General features: G+C 30.2%; 15 protein-coding genes. 11 read left to right on the top strand and 4 right to left on the bottom strand.

The window, feature by feature from the left end; genetic code table 11:
* The first annotated feature begins 523 nt into the window (after positions 1 to 523).
* Positions 524 to 1,120 carry a recombinase family protein gene (locus B5E48_RS05105; protein WP_087304302.1) on the top strand — a complete coding sequence of 199 codons (597 nt, stop codon included), beginning with the start codon at positions 524 to 526 and terminating at the stop codon, positions 1,118 to 1,120.
* Positions 1,121 to 1,322: 202 nt separating this feature from the next.
* The gene (locus B5E48_RS05100) at positions 1,323 to 1,778 is read left to right on the top strand and encodes a hypothetical protein (RefSeq protein WP_143747007.1); all 456 of its coding nucleotides are present in this window, start codon (positions 1,323 to 1,325) and stop codon (positions 1,776 to 1,778) included.
* Between the two features lie 261 nt (positions 1,779 to 2,039).
* On the opposite strand, the gene B5E48_RS05095 is transcribed toward B5E48_RS05100, so the two are convergent.
* The 4 genes from B5E48_RS05095 to B5E48_RS05080 are packed head-to-tail and all read right to left on the bottom strand — an operon-like array spanning position 2,040 to position 5,225.
* Positions 2,040 to 3,035, bottom strand: a complete 996-nt coding sequence (locus tag B5E48_RS05095; RefSeq protein WP_087304300.1) for a hypothetical protein — start codon at positions 3,033 to 3,035, stop codon at positions 2,040 to 2,042.
* Positions 3,035 to 3,745, bottom strand: a complete 711-nt coding sequence (locus tag B5E48_RS05090; RefSeq protein WP_087304299.1) for a CpsD/CapB family tyrosine-protein kinase — start codon at positions 3,743 to 3,745, stop codon at positions 3,035 to 3,037. The genes B5E48_RS05095 and B5E48_RS05090 overlap by 1 nt, the downstream gene beginning before the upstream one ends.
* A gap of 3 nt (positions 3,746 to 3,748) precedes the next feature.
* Entirely contained in the window at positions 3,749 to 4,531 is a 783-nt protein-coding gene (locus B5E48_RS05085; RefSeq protein WP_087304298.1) for a tyrosine-protein phosphatase, read from the bottom strand.
* Between the two features lies 1 nt (position 4,532).
* On the bottom strand, positions 4,533 to 5,225 hold the full coding sequence (locus B5E48_RS05080) for a YveK family protein (protein ID WP_158093971.1): 693 nt from the start codon (positions 5,223 to 5,225) through the stop codon (positions 4,533 to 4,535).
* Positions 5,226 to 5,466: 241 nt separating this feature from the next.
* On the opposite strand from B5E48_RS05080, the gene B5E48_RS05075 reads away from it, so the two are divergent.
* The 9 genes from B5E48_RS05075 (at position 5,467) to B5E48_RS05035 (ending at position 15,973) form a co-directional block, all read left to right on the top strand.
* Entirely contained in the window at positions 5,467 to 7,377 is a 1,911-nt protein-coding gene (locus B5E48_RS05075) for a nucleoside-diphosphate sugar epimerase/dehydratase (protein ID WP_241146927.1), read from the top strand.
* A gap of 310 nt (positions 7,378 to 7,687) precedes the next feature.
* Positions 7,688 to 9,172, top strand: a complete 1,485-nt coding sequence (locus tag B5E48_RS05070; protein WP_087304296.1) for an IS3 family transposase — start codon at positions 7,688 to 7,690, stop codon at positions 9,170 to 9,172.
* A gap of 502 nt (positions 9,173 to 9,674) precedes the next feature.
* Complete coding sequence (locus B5E48_RS05065; RefSeq protein ID WP_158097261.1) at positions 9,675 to 10,208, top strand: PglD-related sugar-binding protein; 534 nt, start codon at positions 9,675 to 9,677, stop codon at positions 10,206 to 10,208.
* Positions 10,208 to 10,837 carry a sugar transferase gene (locus tag B5E48_RS05060; RefSeq protein ID WP_206407316.1) on the top strand — a complete coding sequence of 210 codons (630 nt, stop codon included), beginning with the start codon at positions 10,208 to 10,210 and terminating at the stop codon, positions 10,835 to 10,837. The genes B5E48_RS05065 and B5E48_RS05060 overlap by 1 nt, the downstream gene beginning before the upstream one ends.
* Positions 10,837 to 11,724 (top strand): NAD-dependent epimerase/dehydratase family protein, encoded by an 888-nt coding sequence (locus tag B5E48_RS05055; protein ID WP_087304293.1) that lies wholly within the window; start codon positions 10,837 to 10,839, stop codon positions 11,722 to 11,724. The genes B5E48_RS05060 and B5E48_RS05055 overlap by 1 nt, the downstream gene beginning before the upstream one ends.
* A 1-nt stretch (position 11,725) precedes the next feature.
* Positions 11,726 to 12,562, top strand: a complete 837-nt coding sequence (locus B5E48_RS05050) for a glycosyltransferase (RefSeq protein WP_087304292.1) — start codon at positions 11,726 to 11,728, stop codon at positions 12,560 to 12,562.
* A gap of 107 nt (positions 12,563 to 12,669) precedes the next feature.
* The gene (locus B5E48_RS05045) at positions 12,670 to 13,704 is read left to right on the top strand and encodes a glycosyltransferase family 2 protein (RefSeq protein WP_158097260.1); all 1,035 of its coding nucleotides are present in this window, start codon (positions 12,670 to 12,672) and stop codon (positions 13,702 to 13,704) included.
* Positions 13,701 to 14,807 (top strand): glycosyltransferase, encoded by a 1,107-nt coding sequence (locus B5E48_RS05040; protein ID WP_087304290.1) that lies wholly within the window; start codon positions 13,701 to 13,703, stop codon positions 14,805 to 14,807. Before B5E48_RS05045 ends, B5E48_RS05040 begins: the two co-directional genes overlap by 4 nt.
* A complete protein-coding gene (locus B5E48_RS05035) occupies positions 14,804 to 15,973 on the top strand; it encodes an O-antigen ligase family protein (RefSeq protein ID WP_087304289.1) in 1,170 nt (389 codons plus the stop codon). Before B5E48_RS05040 ends, B5E48_RS05035 begins: the two co-directional genes overlap by 4 nt.
* The last annotated feature ends 5 nt before the right edge of the window (positions 15,974 to 15,978 follow it).

Genomic DNA, 15,978 nt, shown 5'->3' with positions numbered 1-15,978 from the left:
TATCACCGGTACCTATTAATTGATTTGTATAGTTAATCAGTAATGATTTATCTACATATATAGGATTGTTGATTGCTTGTTGAAAACTATCATTTCTTGGATTGAGATATAATCCCATACATCTTCACCTGCTTTCTTTTCCTGTTCATTATACCATTTATATGATTAAAATACCATGATTATATATGTTATCAATTGTTTATCATTTTTGAAATTTATTACTATATTTGTTTATAGATACAATGACGATAAGATACGAAAAACATAAAGAACTCATTCATAATGCATATAAATAACTGATTGCTATGTTTGTATATTCAAAACTCTTTTCACAAACAAGAAATAGTCTTTATATACTTTAAACAAGTCGTATGATGAAATAGACAATAAGTATGAAGTTATATTTGTGATTTGAATAAAAAACGTTAAATATTCGTTTTTTTGATTATACTAAATATGGCAAGAATGCTCTTTTGATATTTCATTGTGACTCATTTTCTATAGTTAATAAGGAGGACATAAATTGAAAAGAAATATATATGGGTATGTCAGAGTATCGTCTAAAGATCAATGTGAAGACAGACAATTACTAGCATTAAAAGAATTTGGGGTTGTGGAGAGGAATATATATACGGATAAAATCAGTGGGAAAAATTTTAATCGACCACAATATCATCGTTTAATGAAAAAATTAAAACAAAGGGATGTCGTTGTTATTTTATCTATTGATAGATTAGGAAGAAATTATGATGAAATACAGAATCAATGGAGAATCATTACAAAAGAAAAACAGGCTGATATTGTTGTCTTGGATATGCCATTATTAGATACAAGAAAAAGTCAAAATAATGATTTGACTGGAACATTTATTGCAGATTTAGTTTTACAGATTCTTGCCTATGTTGCACAAATTGAGCGAGAGAATATTAAACAAAGGCAAAAAGAAGGGATTCATGCGGCTAAGTGTAGAGGCGTACAATTTGGTAGACCAAGGAAAAATATCCCTGATAATTTTGATGATGTAAAAGGAAAGTGGGAAAAAAGTGAAATTAATTCTCGTCAGGCCGCCCAAATACTAGGAATATCTCAAAATACTTTTCTAAGATGGTCACATGAGTAGATATATAGAGATTTTATTTTGTAATTTTGCCTTTAAAAAGTAGACATTATCGTTCGATGAACTTATAATAAAAATAAGCTTTTCATGAGTGAAAAAATATTAAAAAAGTATGATTTTTTGACGAAATATAAAACAAAAAGTATGCGTGAAAATGTCTACTTTATCGTTCATTTTTATTTTATGGAGAAAGGTGTTGAAAAATGTGTCATTTATGACGAAAGAAATGTATTTTACAATTGCACTTTTATCATATGAAAATGGTGTGGTTTGTGGTGATTTACATAGTCCAGTTTTAAAGAAAAGTATCCAGTTTCATAATTTAACAGAACTTATATTAATAATGGATCAAATCATGCAAGATTTAAATATTCCTGAATATGATGAAAGAAATCATCATGTGATTATAAAAAATCAATCCCTTGATGTTGAATTGGATTATCAGGATTTAAAACGAGATAATTTTGAAAAACATTTAAATCATTCGTTAATGTATCCTAAAAAAAGTAAAGATATTTTTACGGTTAAAGTGATGTATAGGCAGAACAATTCATGGCAAGGAGAGATGACGTGGCTTAGAACAAATAAAACCAAATTTTTTAGGAGTGCATTGGAATTAGTGGAACTCATATATTCTGTGATTGATAAATATCATAAATAAAAGAGTTTATATTCTTATTTATAACAAGCAAGGACACTATTTTTCAATACCATTACTATAAGTTTGATTTATGTATATAAAAAGATTATCGTTTTAGATGGTTATAATCTATGAAATAGAGATAAAATAAGGTATTGTATCTTTGATAATTCAATATAAAAATGTTTATAATATATAGATAAGGGATAAAAATCTCAATTTGTTATAATGAAAGAAAAACCTCTATAGTTATAATTGTTTATAACTATAGAGGCTGTTTAATTAAATTTGAGTATTTGTTAAATCATCGTCCGTAATATATTTTAATTCTTTCATTTTTTGAATCAATTGTTTAGCTAACAATTCATGAAATTCAGTGTTTCCATCAACTAGATTGTCTTGAAGAAGACTACGAGGAATATATCCTTTTTCTAGATCGCTTTGATCTTGTTTTGTTGGCGTGATATCAGCATCCTGTAAACCATTTTCTAAAAGATAATCTCTAAAATTAAGAAAATGCTCTTCATGTTCTTCTTCTAATACACTATTCATATCATTTACAATCTGAAATGTTCTTTTTGATGTTAAAGAAACAACGATATATTTCTTGATGCCTAATTGATTAAGTATAGCACGTTGATATGTGATTGTTCTGAAGATACTACCTGATTCATAGGGGTCATATGTTCCAGTAAAGATAATAGCAATTCCATTTTTATCAAAAGTTGGAAAATCAGCATTAATACGAGTATATTCATCAAGTGTTACGGATTTACCAGCTTCATCTCTAGTGAATGTGTGTACTTCTTTTTCAGAATCATATTTCAATATACCACTGATATCAGCAATTTCGACATTAGAAAAGTTACTGCCTTTATTTTTTAAAACATCTAATTCTTCATGATCTTCATTATATAACGTTAATTCTACAGGATCAGTTTGTGCAGGAATTGTAATATCATAAGCATATATTTTTGTTCTGCCTGATCTAATCGCTATATCTATTGTTTGATCCTGTGAACCCCCAAATGTCTCTATTGATAAGTTTGTTAATTCAGAAAGAACAGTTGGATATGCATGAGATCCTAGTGTTAAACTATCACCTATACAATAAAGTGTTTGAGTATTTGAGGATTTTGTAGAAGATGTAGGATAATCTTCTTGCAGATTCTGGTACTTTTGACTATCTTTACGTGTAATGAGAGTATTATATCCTATAAGCGTTAAAATAATACATACAAGTAGGATAACGATTAAAGGAAAGGATATCTTTTTCATCAGTAGTAATAATGATATGAACCAGAACCAGAATCAGCTTTTGTTAAGACGCTACCAATAACATTAACATTACTACGTTTAAGTAAATCTACACATTGAGCAGCATCTTTACGTTTTGTATCTTTAGCAGAAACAACAAAAATTGTTCCATCAACAGCATTTCCTACTGGTATTGCATCTGAAATAGAACCGATAGGTGCACAGTCAATAATGATAAAATCAAAATTTTGTTTTAAAACTTTCATATATTCTTTAAAAGTGTCTGAACTTAATAACTCAGAAGGATTAGGAACATGAATACCAGCTGTTAGTACATAGAGTAATCCAGAAAAAGATTGGTCATTAATTGTTTGGAAATATTCATCATTAAAACGATGTGTTTTTCCAAATTCAATAAGGGCATCAGTAAGACCATGTGAATTGGATAATCTCATATATTTATGTAACATTGTTTTTCTCAAATCACAATCAATAATAAGAACTTTTTTATACTTTGTTGCAAATATATATGCTAAATTCATTGATGTTGTAGATTTGGCTTCTCCTGATTGAGAAGACGTAATTGCAACTGATTTAATAGGATTATCAACATTTGAGAATTCAATGTTTGTACGAATATGTCTAAAAATTTCTGTATAATCAAATTGTGATTGTTTTTTTGATTTTTCTAAAATATTTAAAGTTTTACGATATTTTTTCTTTTGAGCCATAAATTATCTCCTTTTGAATAACTTTTTGAAAAATGATTGGTTGACTTGAATCATTTCCACGCTTTCATTTTGTAATATGTGTAATGGGTTATCATACATTAACGTTTTCAATGTTTGATAATCATATTTTTTTGAAAGTAATTGATAAATTTCCTGTAAACAAGGAATACGATGACCTTGACTGCGATGAGTATCCGTTGCAATAATATGAATCAAACCATTATTCAATAATTGATAAGCATTATTTTTAACAGTTTTTCCATGTACACCTAATAGACTTGATGCATTGACTTGAATCACATAACCACTATCAATCCACTGTTCAATTCTTTGTAAATCAATACCATGAGGGAAATATCTTTCAGCATGAGCTATAATTGGTGTATAACCCTTGATATCAATCTCATAAAGATAATCTTCAACTTCATATTCTTTCCCAATTTCTTTTCTAACATCAAATTCAACGAGAAGGTATGATGTATTTTCAATAGGTATAAACAGTTGTTGATTTATTGAATTGATATAATCATGATTTAAGAATAATTCACAACCTTCATAAACTTCGATATTTTCATTTTGAGCTAAGGCTTTGAGCTTAGCTATTCTTTCTTTAAAATGTTGGATGTCTGTTTCATTATGCGTACCAGGTACAACATGAGGTGTTGCTACTATTGTACAGATGTTATTCTCTTTAGCCATTTGTAAGGCTTTTATTGCTTCATCTTGTGTTGGAATACCATCGTCAATACCCCAGGCATAATGACCATGAATATCAATAAATTGCATTTTAGTTATCAAAATAAGGAATAGAACCTAAACAAGGAATACCTAAGTATTTTTCAGCTTCTTCCCTATTATGAATATGAGTATCAAGCATAAATTTAATAAAAAGATATCCAACACTTAAGAAAGCACCAATAAGTGCACCAATAACTAAATTCATTTTTAAATTAGGAGATACAGGTGTATCTGCAATCTGTGCCTGATCAATCGTTGAAATATTGTTAATATTTAATGTTTCCTTAGCTTCTTTTTTAAAAGTTGCAACTAATTCATCTACAATATTTTTACTTAATTCTGGGTCAGTTGTAGTAGCTGAAATACTAATAATTTGTGTATTAGTTTGGTTAGAAATAGTGACACTATTACTTACTTCAGCAGTAGTCATACCTAAACTTTCAGCAACCTGACTTTGAATATTATTACCTTTTAACATTTCAATGTAGTTATTGACCATCAAATTGTTAGCATTGATTTGTGTGTAGTCAACCATACCTTCAGTGACTTCAGGTTTTGGATAGATACTGGCAACTGATTGATATTTTCTGTCAATAAAAAAGACTGTCAAAACTCCAGCAACAATCGTTGTAACTAAAGTACTAATAATAATGAGTTTGTATTGCGCTTTTAGTAAAGCAAATAATTCCCCTAAGTTAATTTCAATTTCATCTTCATTTTTCATCATTTCTTGTTCAGTCATAGAGACCTCCTTATTTGTTGTTAAAAAATTAGAAATATGTGTCATTTATCACAAAATTCTTGATTTATTGTCATATAAATGTTATTTTATGACTAGTCATGGATTTTGTGTGACCAGTTATATTTCAATATGTATTATGCTTGATTCATAAAAAAAAATCAAGTGATTATCAAATGTTTTCAACATATTGTAAAAATTGGTGAAAAAACATAAGTCCTGATGCAAAAATGGAAGGAAAGGGATGATTATGGAGCGTATAGGGGATAAATATCAACTACTTGTTCGTAGAATTATTCTGATAGTGGTAGATATTATGAGTGTATTGTTAAGCTACTATGGGTCAATGATGTTATATGACTATAATATGATGTCATGGACATTTGTGTATGAAACAATGCCAATAGTAGTATTGTTGATGCTTATCAGTCTTGGCATATTTACTTTTATGAAACTATATAGTAGTCTATGGCAATTTGCATCAATCAATGAACTTATGAATATTGTCATTTCTACACTATTCAGTACGTGTGCTTTGATAGTTATCAATATGATAACAAATGCTCATTTACCAGTCAGTGTTATATGTGGTTATTTTATGATGAGCACATTATTGGTGGGAGGAACACGTTTTAGTTATCGCTTTTTAAGATTGTATGCCAGTCGCCATGATTTATTTGGAAGAACTGACGTACAAAATAAACGAGTTATGGTTGTTGGAGCTGGTTCGGCTGGCGAAAAAATATTAAGAGAAACATTGAATACAAAAAATTTACATAAAACAATTGTTTGTTTTATTGATGATGATCCTCATAAAATAGGAAGAAGAATACATGGTGTTCCTATTGTTGGGGATAGAAATACTATTTTGGATCATGTTTCAAAATATAAAATTGATGAAATATATATTGCTTTACCTTCAATTGATAAAAAAGAAGTAGCAAAGATATTAAATATTTGTAAGGAAACAAAATGTAAATTAAAAAGATTACCTGGTATCTATCAGTTTATTAATGATGAAATTATCTTGAATAAATTAAAAGATGTGGAAGTACAGGATTTACTTGGTAGAGATCCAATCAAAGTTAATCTAGATGAAATTATGTCTTATGTTACAAATCGTGTTATTATGATTACAGGTGGAGGCGGATCTATTGGTAGTGAGCTATGCAGACAAATTGCAGAAAGATCACCTAAACAATTGATTATTGTCGATATCTATGAAAATAATGCGTATGATATTCAATTGGAGTTAAAACGTAAATATCCAAAATTAGATTTACAAACTATGATAGCATCATTACGAGATGTTGGTAAAATGAATGATTTATTTGAAACATATCATCCTGATATTGTCTATCATGCAGCAGCACATAAACATGTTCCATTAATGGAAGATGCACCACATGAAGCTATAAAAAACAATGTTTTTGGAACATTGAATGTAGTGAAAGCTTGTGATCAGTATCATGTTAAGAAATTTATTTTGATTTCAACAGATAAAGCTGTAAATCCAACAAATATTATGGGAGCATCAAAAAGAATATGTGAAATGATTGTTCAAGCTTATGATCAATTATCAAAAACAGAATATGTTGCTGTTCGATTTGGAAATGTTTTAGGATCTAATGGTTCTGTTATCCCATTATTTAAAAAACAGATACAAAATGGTGGACCAGTGACAGTCACACATCCTGATATTATCAGATATTTTATGACAATTCCTGAAGCTGTGTCTCTTGTCTTACAGGCTGGAGCATATGCAAAAGGTGGAGAAATCTTTGTCTTAGATATGGGTAAACCTGTAAAGATATTGGATATGGCAAGAAATCTTATTAAATTATCCGGGTATGAACCTGATGTGGATATTAAAATTCAATTTACGGGATTGCGTCCTGGAGAAAAACTTTATGAAGAAATGTTAATGAAAGAAGAAGGAATGCAAACAACACCAAATAAATTGATTCATATTGGGCATCCTATTGAAATGGATATTCCTTTATTCTTAAAGGAATTAGATGAATTAAAGACAATTGCTTATGATGAAGACAGTGATATGAGAAGTGCTGTTAAACATATTGTGAGTACATATCATTATGAAAATGGAAAACAAAGAGTGAAAAGAAAAATGAAACAAGATGCTGTTTTATCTTAAAAAAGATTATTCATCAATAATCGTCGCATTGTCGCGTTATTGAAGTAATATTTGAGAACTATCTTATATAGTATGCTTTAGAGATTTATATCAAGTATAGATAATTAAAATGTAAAAAGTAGTATGAATGATATAATCCCAATAAAGTAGACACACGAAATAATTAAAATTATCCCATCGATGTGAAACTACAAAGGTGGGATTTTATTATGGGAAGAAAAGCAAAATATACAAAGGAACAAAAGGTGCAGACTTGTGAAGATTATTTAAATGGAAAAAAACAACTCGTCAAATTGCTGTTGAATTAAATATGAGTAAAAATGGAAGTGACATAGTTTTAAACTGGGTCAAAAGTTATCGTGCAAATGGACATTCAATTTTTGATAACAAAAGTACAAACAATAAGTACTCCAAAGAGTTTAAGGAGATGGTTGTTCAAGAATATCTGCAAGGTCTTGGATCTACTTATGATTTAGCTGTTAAATATGGAATACCTGAACATAGTACTGTTTTAAATTGGATAAACAAGTATAATAGTCATAGAGAACTTAAGGATTATATTCCTAAACCGGAGGTTTATATGGCTAACACTTTAAAAGTAAGTAGGGAAAAGAAAATCGAAATCGTAAAATACTGTATAGATCACAACCATGATTATAAAGGGACAGCTGAATTTTATGGAGGAAATTATGCTCAGATATATAACTGGGTCAAAAAATATGAATCCAAAGGTGGAGGTGGTCTAGAAGATAGACGTGGTAAACGTAAATCTAGGGAACAATTGACTGATTTGGAAAAAGCACAACAAAGAATAGCTGAACTTGAAAGAATCAACAGGCGACAAGAAATGGGGCTAGAACTATTAAAAAAAGACGAAGCCTTCGAAAGAACCTGTTTAGCGAGTCTTCCGAAGGCTAAAAGAATTTATCTTATAAGAAAACAAAAGATAAAAGATTATTCGCTAATACAATCATTACATAGTAATCGCAACTGGCCAATAAATGAGATGTGTTCGATTATGAATATCAGTAGAAGTGCTTATTACAAGTGGCTACAATCATCACCATCTCCAAAACAAATTGATAAACAACACGAGGATGAAAGAATTACAGCTAGAATAAAGGAAATATCTAATTCAAATAATTCTCTTTTTGGAACTATGACCATGTACTACACACTAAGAAATGAAGGATATGGATGCGGTCATAATAGAGTTTATCGATTGATGTGTATCAATGATATCAAATCTTCTTATAGACGTAGACCCAGATATAAATACATCAAATCAAATGCAGAACATACTGCAGAAAATATTCTAAACAGAGATTTCAACACAACTGGTCCGAATCAAAAATGGTGTACGGATGTCACAGAAATTAAAGTTCCTGTGACTGGAGAAAAACTATTTATATCACCTATGATTGATCTATATGACAGATTTCCAGTCTCTTTAGAAGTATCCGATAAAAATGATACAATTTTAGTTAATCAGACATTAGATAATGCTCATGGTGCATATCCAGAAGCGACACCACTCATACATTCGGATAGAGGATTTGCCTATACAAGACAAGTATACAAATCTAAACTGGATGAATATGGTATGTCACAATCCATGTCTCGTGTTTCAAAATGCATTGATAATGGAGTATGTGAAGGTTTCCAAGGGCAATTTAAAGATATGTTGTTTATCTTATATCTAAACATATCTTCAAAGGATGAAATGAGAGAAGCCATCAAAGGGACATTAAATTATTATGTCAAGCATTATCCTCAAAAAAGGGCTAAAGGGTAAGAATTGTGGGTAAGTACAAAAAGAATCTTTAGAACAAAACGAAATTACGCAATATCCAATTATTCCAGCAGCAAAGTATGTAAGATACTGGAATGAAATTAAAACAAAGAAAATATGACAAAAAGAAATGATTATTGAAGAAATAAAAAACTACCCAAACCAATATAGAATGGGTTGTTGATCGATGAGATTTTTAAATATTTCCTTTGTCTACTTGACTAGGGATATATCAGGGTAACCTACTTTTTTTATTTAAGTAAAAAAGTTAGTAGATATTGAAAAATATTGACAAATTCATATAATATTTTATAATATTTCCTAGATTAAATAGGTATGTTGGGGTATTATGCTATCAGTGAGTTTTTGCTCATAATCTTAATCTTTTGATTAGGTAGATGGTATATTTGTCTTATGCTGGTTATTTATAGCGTATTAATTATATTAATATTCTGTTTAGCATGAAAATGATTTATAGGTGATGTGTGACATTATGGGAGGACTCATGGGGAAATTATTGATTGTTGGTGCTGGTGGACATGGAAGATGTTCTGCTGAAATCGCAAGAAGGATGAATAAATTTGATAAAATCTCTTTTATTGATGATAACTTATTAGAAGCAATAGGAAAAATTGATGAATTGGAGAAATTTGTTGGAGAGTATCAATGTGCTTTTGTAGCTATCGGAAATAATAAATTAAGAGAAAAAATATGTCATAATGTTAGAAAATTAGGATTTGAGTTAGTAAACTTAATTGATCCTTTATCTTTTCAATCTATTGATGCATCTTATGGAGAGGGGTGCATATTTTTCCCGTTTAGTGTTGTTGAATCCAATTCTAAATTAGGTGACGGTGTTATTGTTTGTGCAAATGTAGTGATAAATCATGATGCTATTGTTAATTCTTACTCTCTAATTAATTCAAATTCGACGATAAGGCCTAATGCTTGTTTGGGACAAAAAGTAAAAATTGGTAGTAATTATTTAGTTAAATTTGGAGAGATTATTAATGATGATGAGGAAGTGGGGAAATTTTGATGTATAGAAATTATATTAAAAGAATGATAGATCTTATTTTAAGTAGCATAGGAATTGTTGTTTTAATTCCGTTTTGGATAGTAATAGGAATAGCAATAAAAATGGATGATCCAGGACCGATATTTTTTAAACAAAAAAGAATTGCAAAAGATAAAAATGGAGAAAAACAATTTTTTCAAATATATAAATATAGAAGTATGAAAATGTGTACTCCTCATGATACACCTACACATTTATTAGAAAATCCTGAACAATATATAACAAGAGTTGGAGGATTTTTAAGAAAAACAAGTTTAGATGAACTACCTCAAATCTTTAATATATGGAAAGGTGAAATGTCAATTATTGGACCTAGACCAGCATTGTGGAATCAAGATGATTTATATGAAGAAAGAGCAAAGTACAATGCTAATGATGTTCTTCCAGGATTAACAGGTTGGGCTCAAATCAATGGTAGAGATGAATTAGAAATAGATGTTAAAGCTAAACTTGACGGTGTGTATGTAAAAAAATGTAGCTTTGTAATGGATGTAAAATGTTTTCTTGGAACTATATTTAGTGTTTTGAAAAGCGATGGTGTTGTTGAAGGTGGAACCGGAATGATGAATAAAAGCGAGGTGAATAAGTAATGAAAAAGGTACTTATTACGGGAGCAAATTCTTATATAGGTGTAAATGTTGAAAAATGGCTAGCCCAATGGCCGGATAAATATCATGTAGAAACAATAGATATGATTGATGGCAATTGGAAAAATAAAAGCTTTGAAGGTTATGATTGTATTTATCATGTAGTTGGAATTGCTCATTCTGACAATGGGAAAATTAGTGTAGAAAAAGAAGAATTATATAGATCGGTTAATACTGATTTAACATTGGAAGTTGCAAAAAAAGCAGAAAAAGAAGGAGTTAAACAATTCATATTCATGTCATCTGCTATAATCTATGGAAAAAGTGCACCATTAGGTAAAACTAAGATGATTACTAAAGATACTGTGCCAACTCCAGACAATTGCTATTCTGATTCTAAATGGCAAGCTGAGTTAGGATTGAGAAATATAGGTGGGAATATGAAAATTTGTATTCTTCGTCCACCAATGATTTATGGTAAAGGTAGCAAAGGAAATTATCCTATTCTTGCTAAATTAGCAAGAAAACTTCCTATATTTCCTAAGGTAAATAATTGTAGAAGTATGCTTTATATTGAAAATTTATGTGAATTTGTTAGATTGTTGATTGATAATGAAGAGTTTGGAATATTTTGGCCACAGAATAGCGAGTACAGCAATACGAGTGAACTTGTAAAGATGATTGCTGAGGTACATGGAAAGAAGATTAGGATTGTTCGTGGTTTCGGTTGGGCACTAAGAATTATGAGATATGTAACTGGACTCGTTGATAAGGCATTTGGTAGTTTGAGTTACGAAGCTGGAATGAGTGAATATAAGGATAAAAGCGGTAAGGCTGTGAACTATAGAAAAGTAGGGCTGGAAGAGAGCATTAGAAGGACGGAGATATAATATGGAAAGATACAGCGTATTAATGTCTGTATATGCAAAAGAACATGTGGATTATTTGAAAATGTCGATTGATAGTATTTTAAATCAAACTATTCGGCCTGATCAAGTTGTAATAGTTAAGGATGGTCCGCTAACAGATGCGTTAGAGCACACAATAGAAAATTATAAGAAGCAATACAATGATATTTTTACTATAGTTAAATTGGAAGAAAATGGTGGATTGGCAAAAGCATTGAATACTGGCCTTCAATATTGTAGAAATGAACTTATTGCAAGAATGGATACAGATGATATATCCTTGCCAGAACGTTGTGAAAAACAGTTATTAGCATTTGAAAAAAATAATGATTTGTGTATGGTTGGAACTCAAATTAATGAGTTTGTAGATGACCCAAAGTGTGTTGTTTCCTCAAGAATAGTTCCTACAACATTTAATGAAATAAAGCGTTTTGCTAGACGAAGAAGTCCTTTTAATCACCCTACTGTAATGTTTAAAAAATCGAAGATATTGGAACTGGGCGGATACAATGAATACGGAAGAAAAGAAGATTTAGATTTATTTATTAGGATGGTAAATCAAAACTACAATTCGATTAATTTGTCTGAATCATTATTACTTTATAGAATAAGTAAAGATAATTTAAAAAGACGAAAGACGTGGAAAAATTGTTCTGAATACATTGCAATTATGTATAAATTCTATAAAAAAGGATATTTGGGATTTAATGACTTAGTGTATGTTATTGTGGGACAGATACTGATGTATATTACCCCAGTTTTTATCACTAAATTATTGAACAATATTTTTTTAAGAAAAAAACCTAACGACAACATATAATCATAGGAAAATCTTATTGATTTTAAGCGTCTTGAGTTGGCATATTATTAAGACATTTATATTAATAGAAAAAAATGTTTACGAAGTAGATAGAAATGAGGAAAATAATGAATATTAATGAAACTTACATATTTCAATCGGACTCACCATTAATCAGTGTGATAATTCCTGTATATAATGTTGAACTTTATTTGGATAGGGCGGTGAAGAGTATACTATCACAAACCTATCAAAATTTAGAAATAATTTTGGTTGATGATGGTTCGACTGATAAATCGCCCCAAATGTGTGACAAATATAAGATGTGTGATAGACGAGTTCGAGTTGTACACAAAGAAAATGGGGGTCTCAGTTCTGCAAGAAATGCTGGATTAGATATTGCAAGAGGAAAATATATATCTTTTTTAGATAGTGATGATTGGGTTGCAAATGACTTATTTGAATATTGCCTATCTCTTATTGAATCAAAGCCAGTAGATATCGTACAATATGCAACTGTAATTACTTCTGTTGTAGGGCAAAGTGTGACAAATCAAGAAAAAATTCGTATATTACGCGGTAAAGATATTCTTGATTATTTGATGATACAATCAACAAAAAGCGATAGATATTATGCTGCTTGGAATTGTCTATATACAAGGGATATTATTGGTGAGCTTAGATTTCCTGTTGGAAGAATTAACGAAGACATTGTATGGAAATATCAGGTTCTAAGTAAAGCTAACATGATGATAGATTCAACTATTGTGAAGCATTATTATTATCGTAATGATGGTTCAATAACTAAATCTGGGCTAAAAAAACGTGATTTTGACTTAATGATAGCTGGGGAAGAAATAAAAAAATTATCATCGTGTGAGACGTATGGTAGAATCAGACAAATGGGTGCAGTAAAGTGTGCTAGAAGTAGTCTGTCTTTACTTTGTAAAATTGCGTATTATGGTATTTCTGATGAACAACTTAAAAAGAAAGAAATAGTTAAGGAACTGACAAAGCGTTTAAGGAAAGATTATTTTGTTTTAATTGTTGCTCCGATGGCTTTTAGTAGAAAAATATTAGCAACGTTGTTTTGTATTAATTATAAGATGACAGAATTAATTGTCTTTTTTGTAAAATGTTTTCAAAGGAGTAGTTGGTTATGAAAAAATTATTGATCGTTGGAGTTTCAAGCATTGTAGGTGGAATAGAAACATTGTTCCACAAGCTTTTTGAAGATGGTAGTGAAGTATTTGATATTACTTTTTTATGCATGGGTGAAAAGTGTGCTTATGCAGATGAATATATAGCAAAAGGGTATCATATAGATGTTATTCCGTCTAGAAAACAAAATCCATTGAGATTTTCTTCTAATGTGAAAACTTATTTTAAGGAGCATCCATGTTTTGACTATGTGTGGATTAATACTTCTTCAACAAGTATGTATCAATTTCAACTATATGGAAAAAAATATACTTCAGCAAAAATTATTACACATTCTCATGGCACTAAGTTTGAGCGTACAGGGAAATGGATTTTTCATTGTGCTAATCACGTTTTGGATATTTTGAACTATCGGAAGGTGATTGATAATACAGATCTATTTTTCTGTTGTTCCAAGGCAGCTGGGATTGCTCTATTTGGTAAGAAAAAAGAAAAGGATTTAATTATTATAAATAATGGCATCTCATGTGATCGTTTTGCGTTCCAAAAATCTTATGCAGACAATATTCGAAGAGAATTTGAAATAGATGATACGACTTTGTTAATAGGTGTAGTTGGCCGTTTATCAACACAAAAAAACCCTTTAAGAGTTGTGGAAATATTTAATACTGTGTTACTAAAAGAACCAAACGCAAAACTTTTATTCGTGGGAACAGGTGATTTAACATCTCGCGTTAAGGAAAGTGTTGCTCAGAAAGGAATTGAGGAGCATGTGATTTTTGCAGGATTGCGTTCGGATGTAAATCAAATTTACTCAGCATTGGATGTTTTGCTTATGCCCTCATTGTTCGAAGGCCTTCCATTAACTGCAATCGAGGCACAATGTGCGGGAGTGCCATGTGTTTTGTCTAGTGAAATCACAGACGAGGTTGCTGTTACGGATATTGTCCAATTTGTTGATTTAAAGTCCAATGATGATTTATGGGCTGAATTTGTTGTAAATAGTAAAAATGAGTTTGCTCGGGATAATTATTGCAATATACTAAAAGTAGCAGGATATGATTATTCAAATACAAAAAATATGATAGAGAGGTTGCTTGGGTGAAAGATGTATTGTATATGACTAATTCGATCAATCATAAAAAAGTAGATAATAGAGTACGTTTAGGAATCTGGTTTTTGTTTTTGGAAATTTCAATGTGTGTAGTAAACAATCATAAAGCACTGTTTATTGCTGATTATTATGTTTTCATAGTTCTTTATATTGCTGCAGAGTTATTTCGTAGAAGATTTAGGCTAGTGGTAAACAAGATGTTTATTCCGTTGTTTGTGATGCTAACAATGTCGGTTTTATTTATTAATAGTATAGATAGAGGAACATTACTGAGTTATGTTATATGGATTATGTTCATGATAATAGGATTGAATTCTAAACTAAATAGTAGAGAAATATGTCTTTTGAAGTGGGCATTTATTGTGGGATCCGCCATTATGGCTTATTTTGTAATTACACAGCAGCATCATTTTTATTACCCTGGTTCTTACCGATTTACAATACAGATGTTCAATAATATGGAAATTGACCCTAATTACCTTTCTGCATTTATGTATATTGGAGCTGTTTTTGCACTTGACTTCATATTGAATCAGAAAGTAAAAAAATATAAAATTGTTTTTATTTTACTCGAATTAATTATCTTGTTCGCAATCTTTATGGCAAGTTCACGAGCTGTTTTCGTTGCACTGTTGATAGCTGTGTTTGGTGTTGTGACAAATAGTAAAGGGAAGTTTAGAACACCGATACTTATATTATTGATAATAGTTTTTATTGCAATACTTCCAAACGTGCTTTCAGAAGAGTCGATAGCGCGCTTTGATTTTTCTTCTTTAAGAGATGAATCCAATGCTAAGAGGTTGAGCCATTGGGGGGCAGCTTTGCTTGCGTTTGTCAAGAATCCTATTTTGGGATATGGAGCAACGCATACCATGGATATTCTTACTCGCTATGCCGGGCATGTGAGTGATGCTCATAATACTTTATTTACGTTGTTATTGCATTTTGGTATAGTTGGTTTTGTGCCGATTTGTCTATTGTTTTTAAAGATTATTCGCAATTTAAGAAAGCAAAAACAACATGAAATGTTATTCTATTTCTTTGGCTATATTTTTATTAATCTAATTATTGCGAATCATTTGGGGATTTCCTTTTGGATTCCATTATTGTTGTTTTACCAAATGGGTTTGAAAAAGGAAAATATCCCAAATATTTGAGTATA

The organism is Massilimicrobiota sp. An105, from assembly GCF_002161155.1.
GTDB classification, from domain to species: Bacteria; Bacillota_I; Bacilli_A; order Erysipelotrichales; family Coprobacillaceae; genus Allocoprobacillus; species Allocoprobacillus merdigallinarum.
The sequence above is the reverse complement of the archived record's forward strand: the minus strand, read 5'-3'. Positions and strand labels throughout refer to the sequence as shown.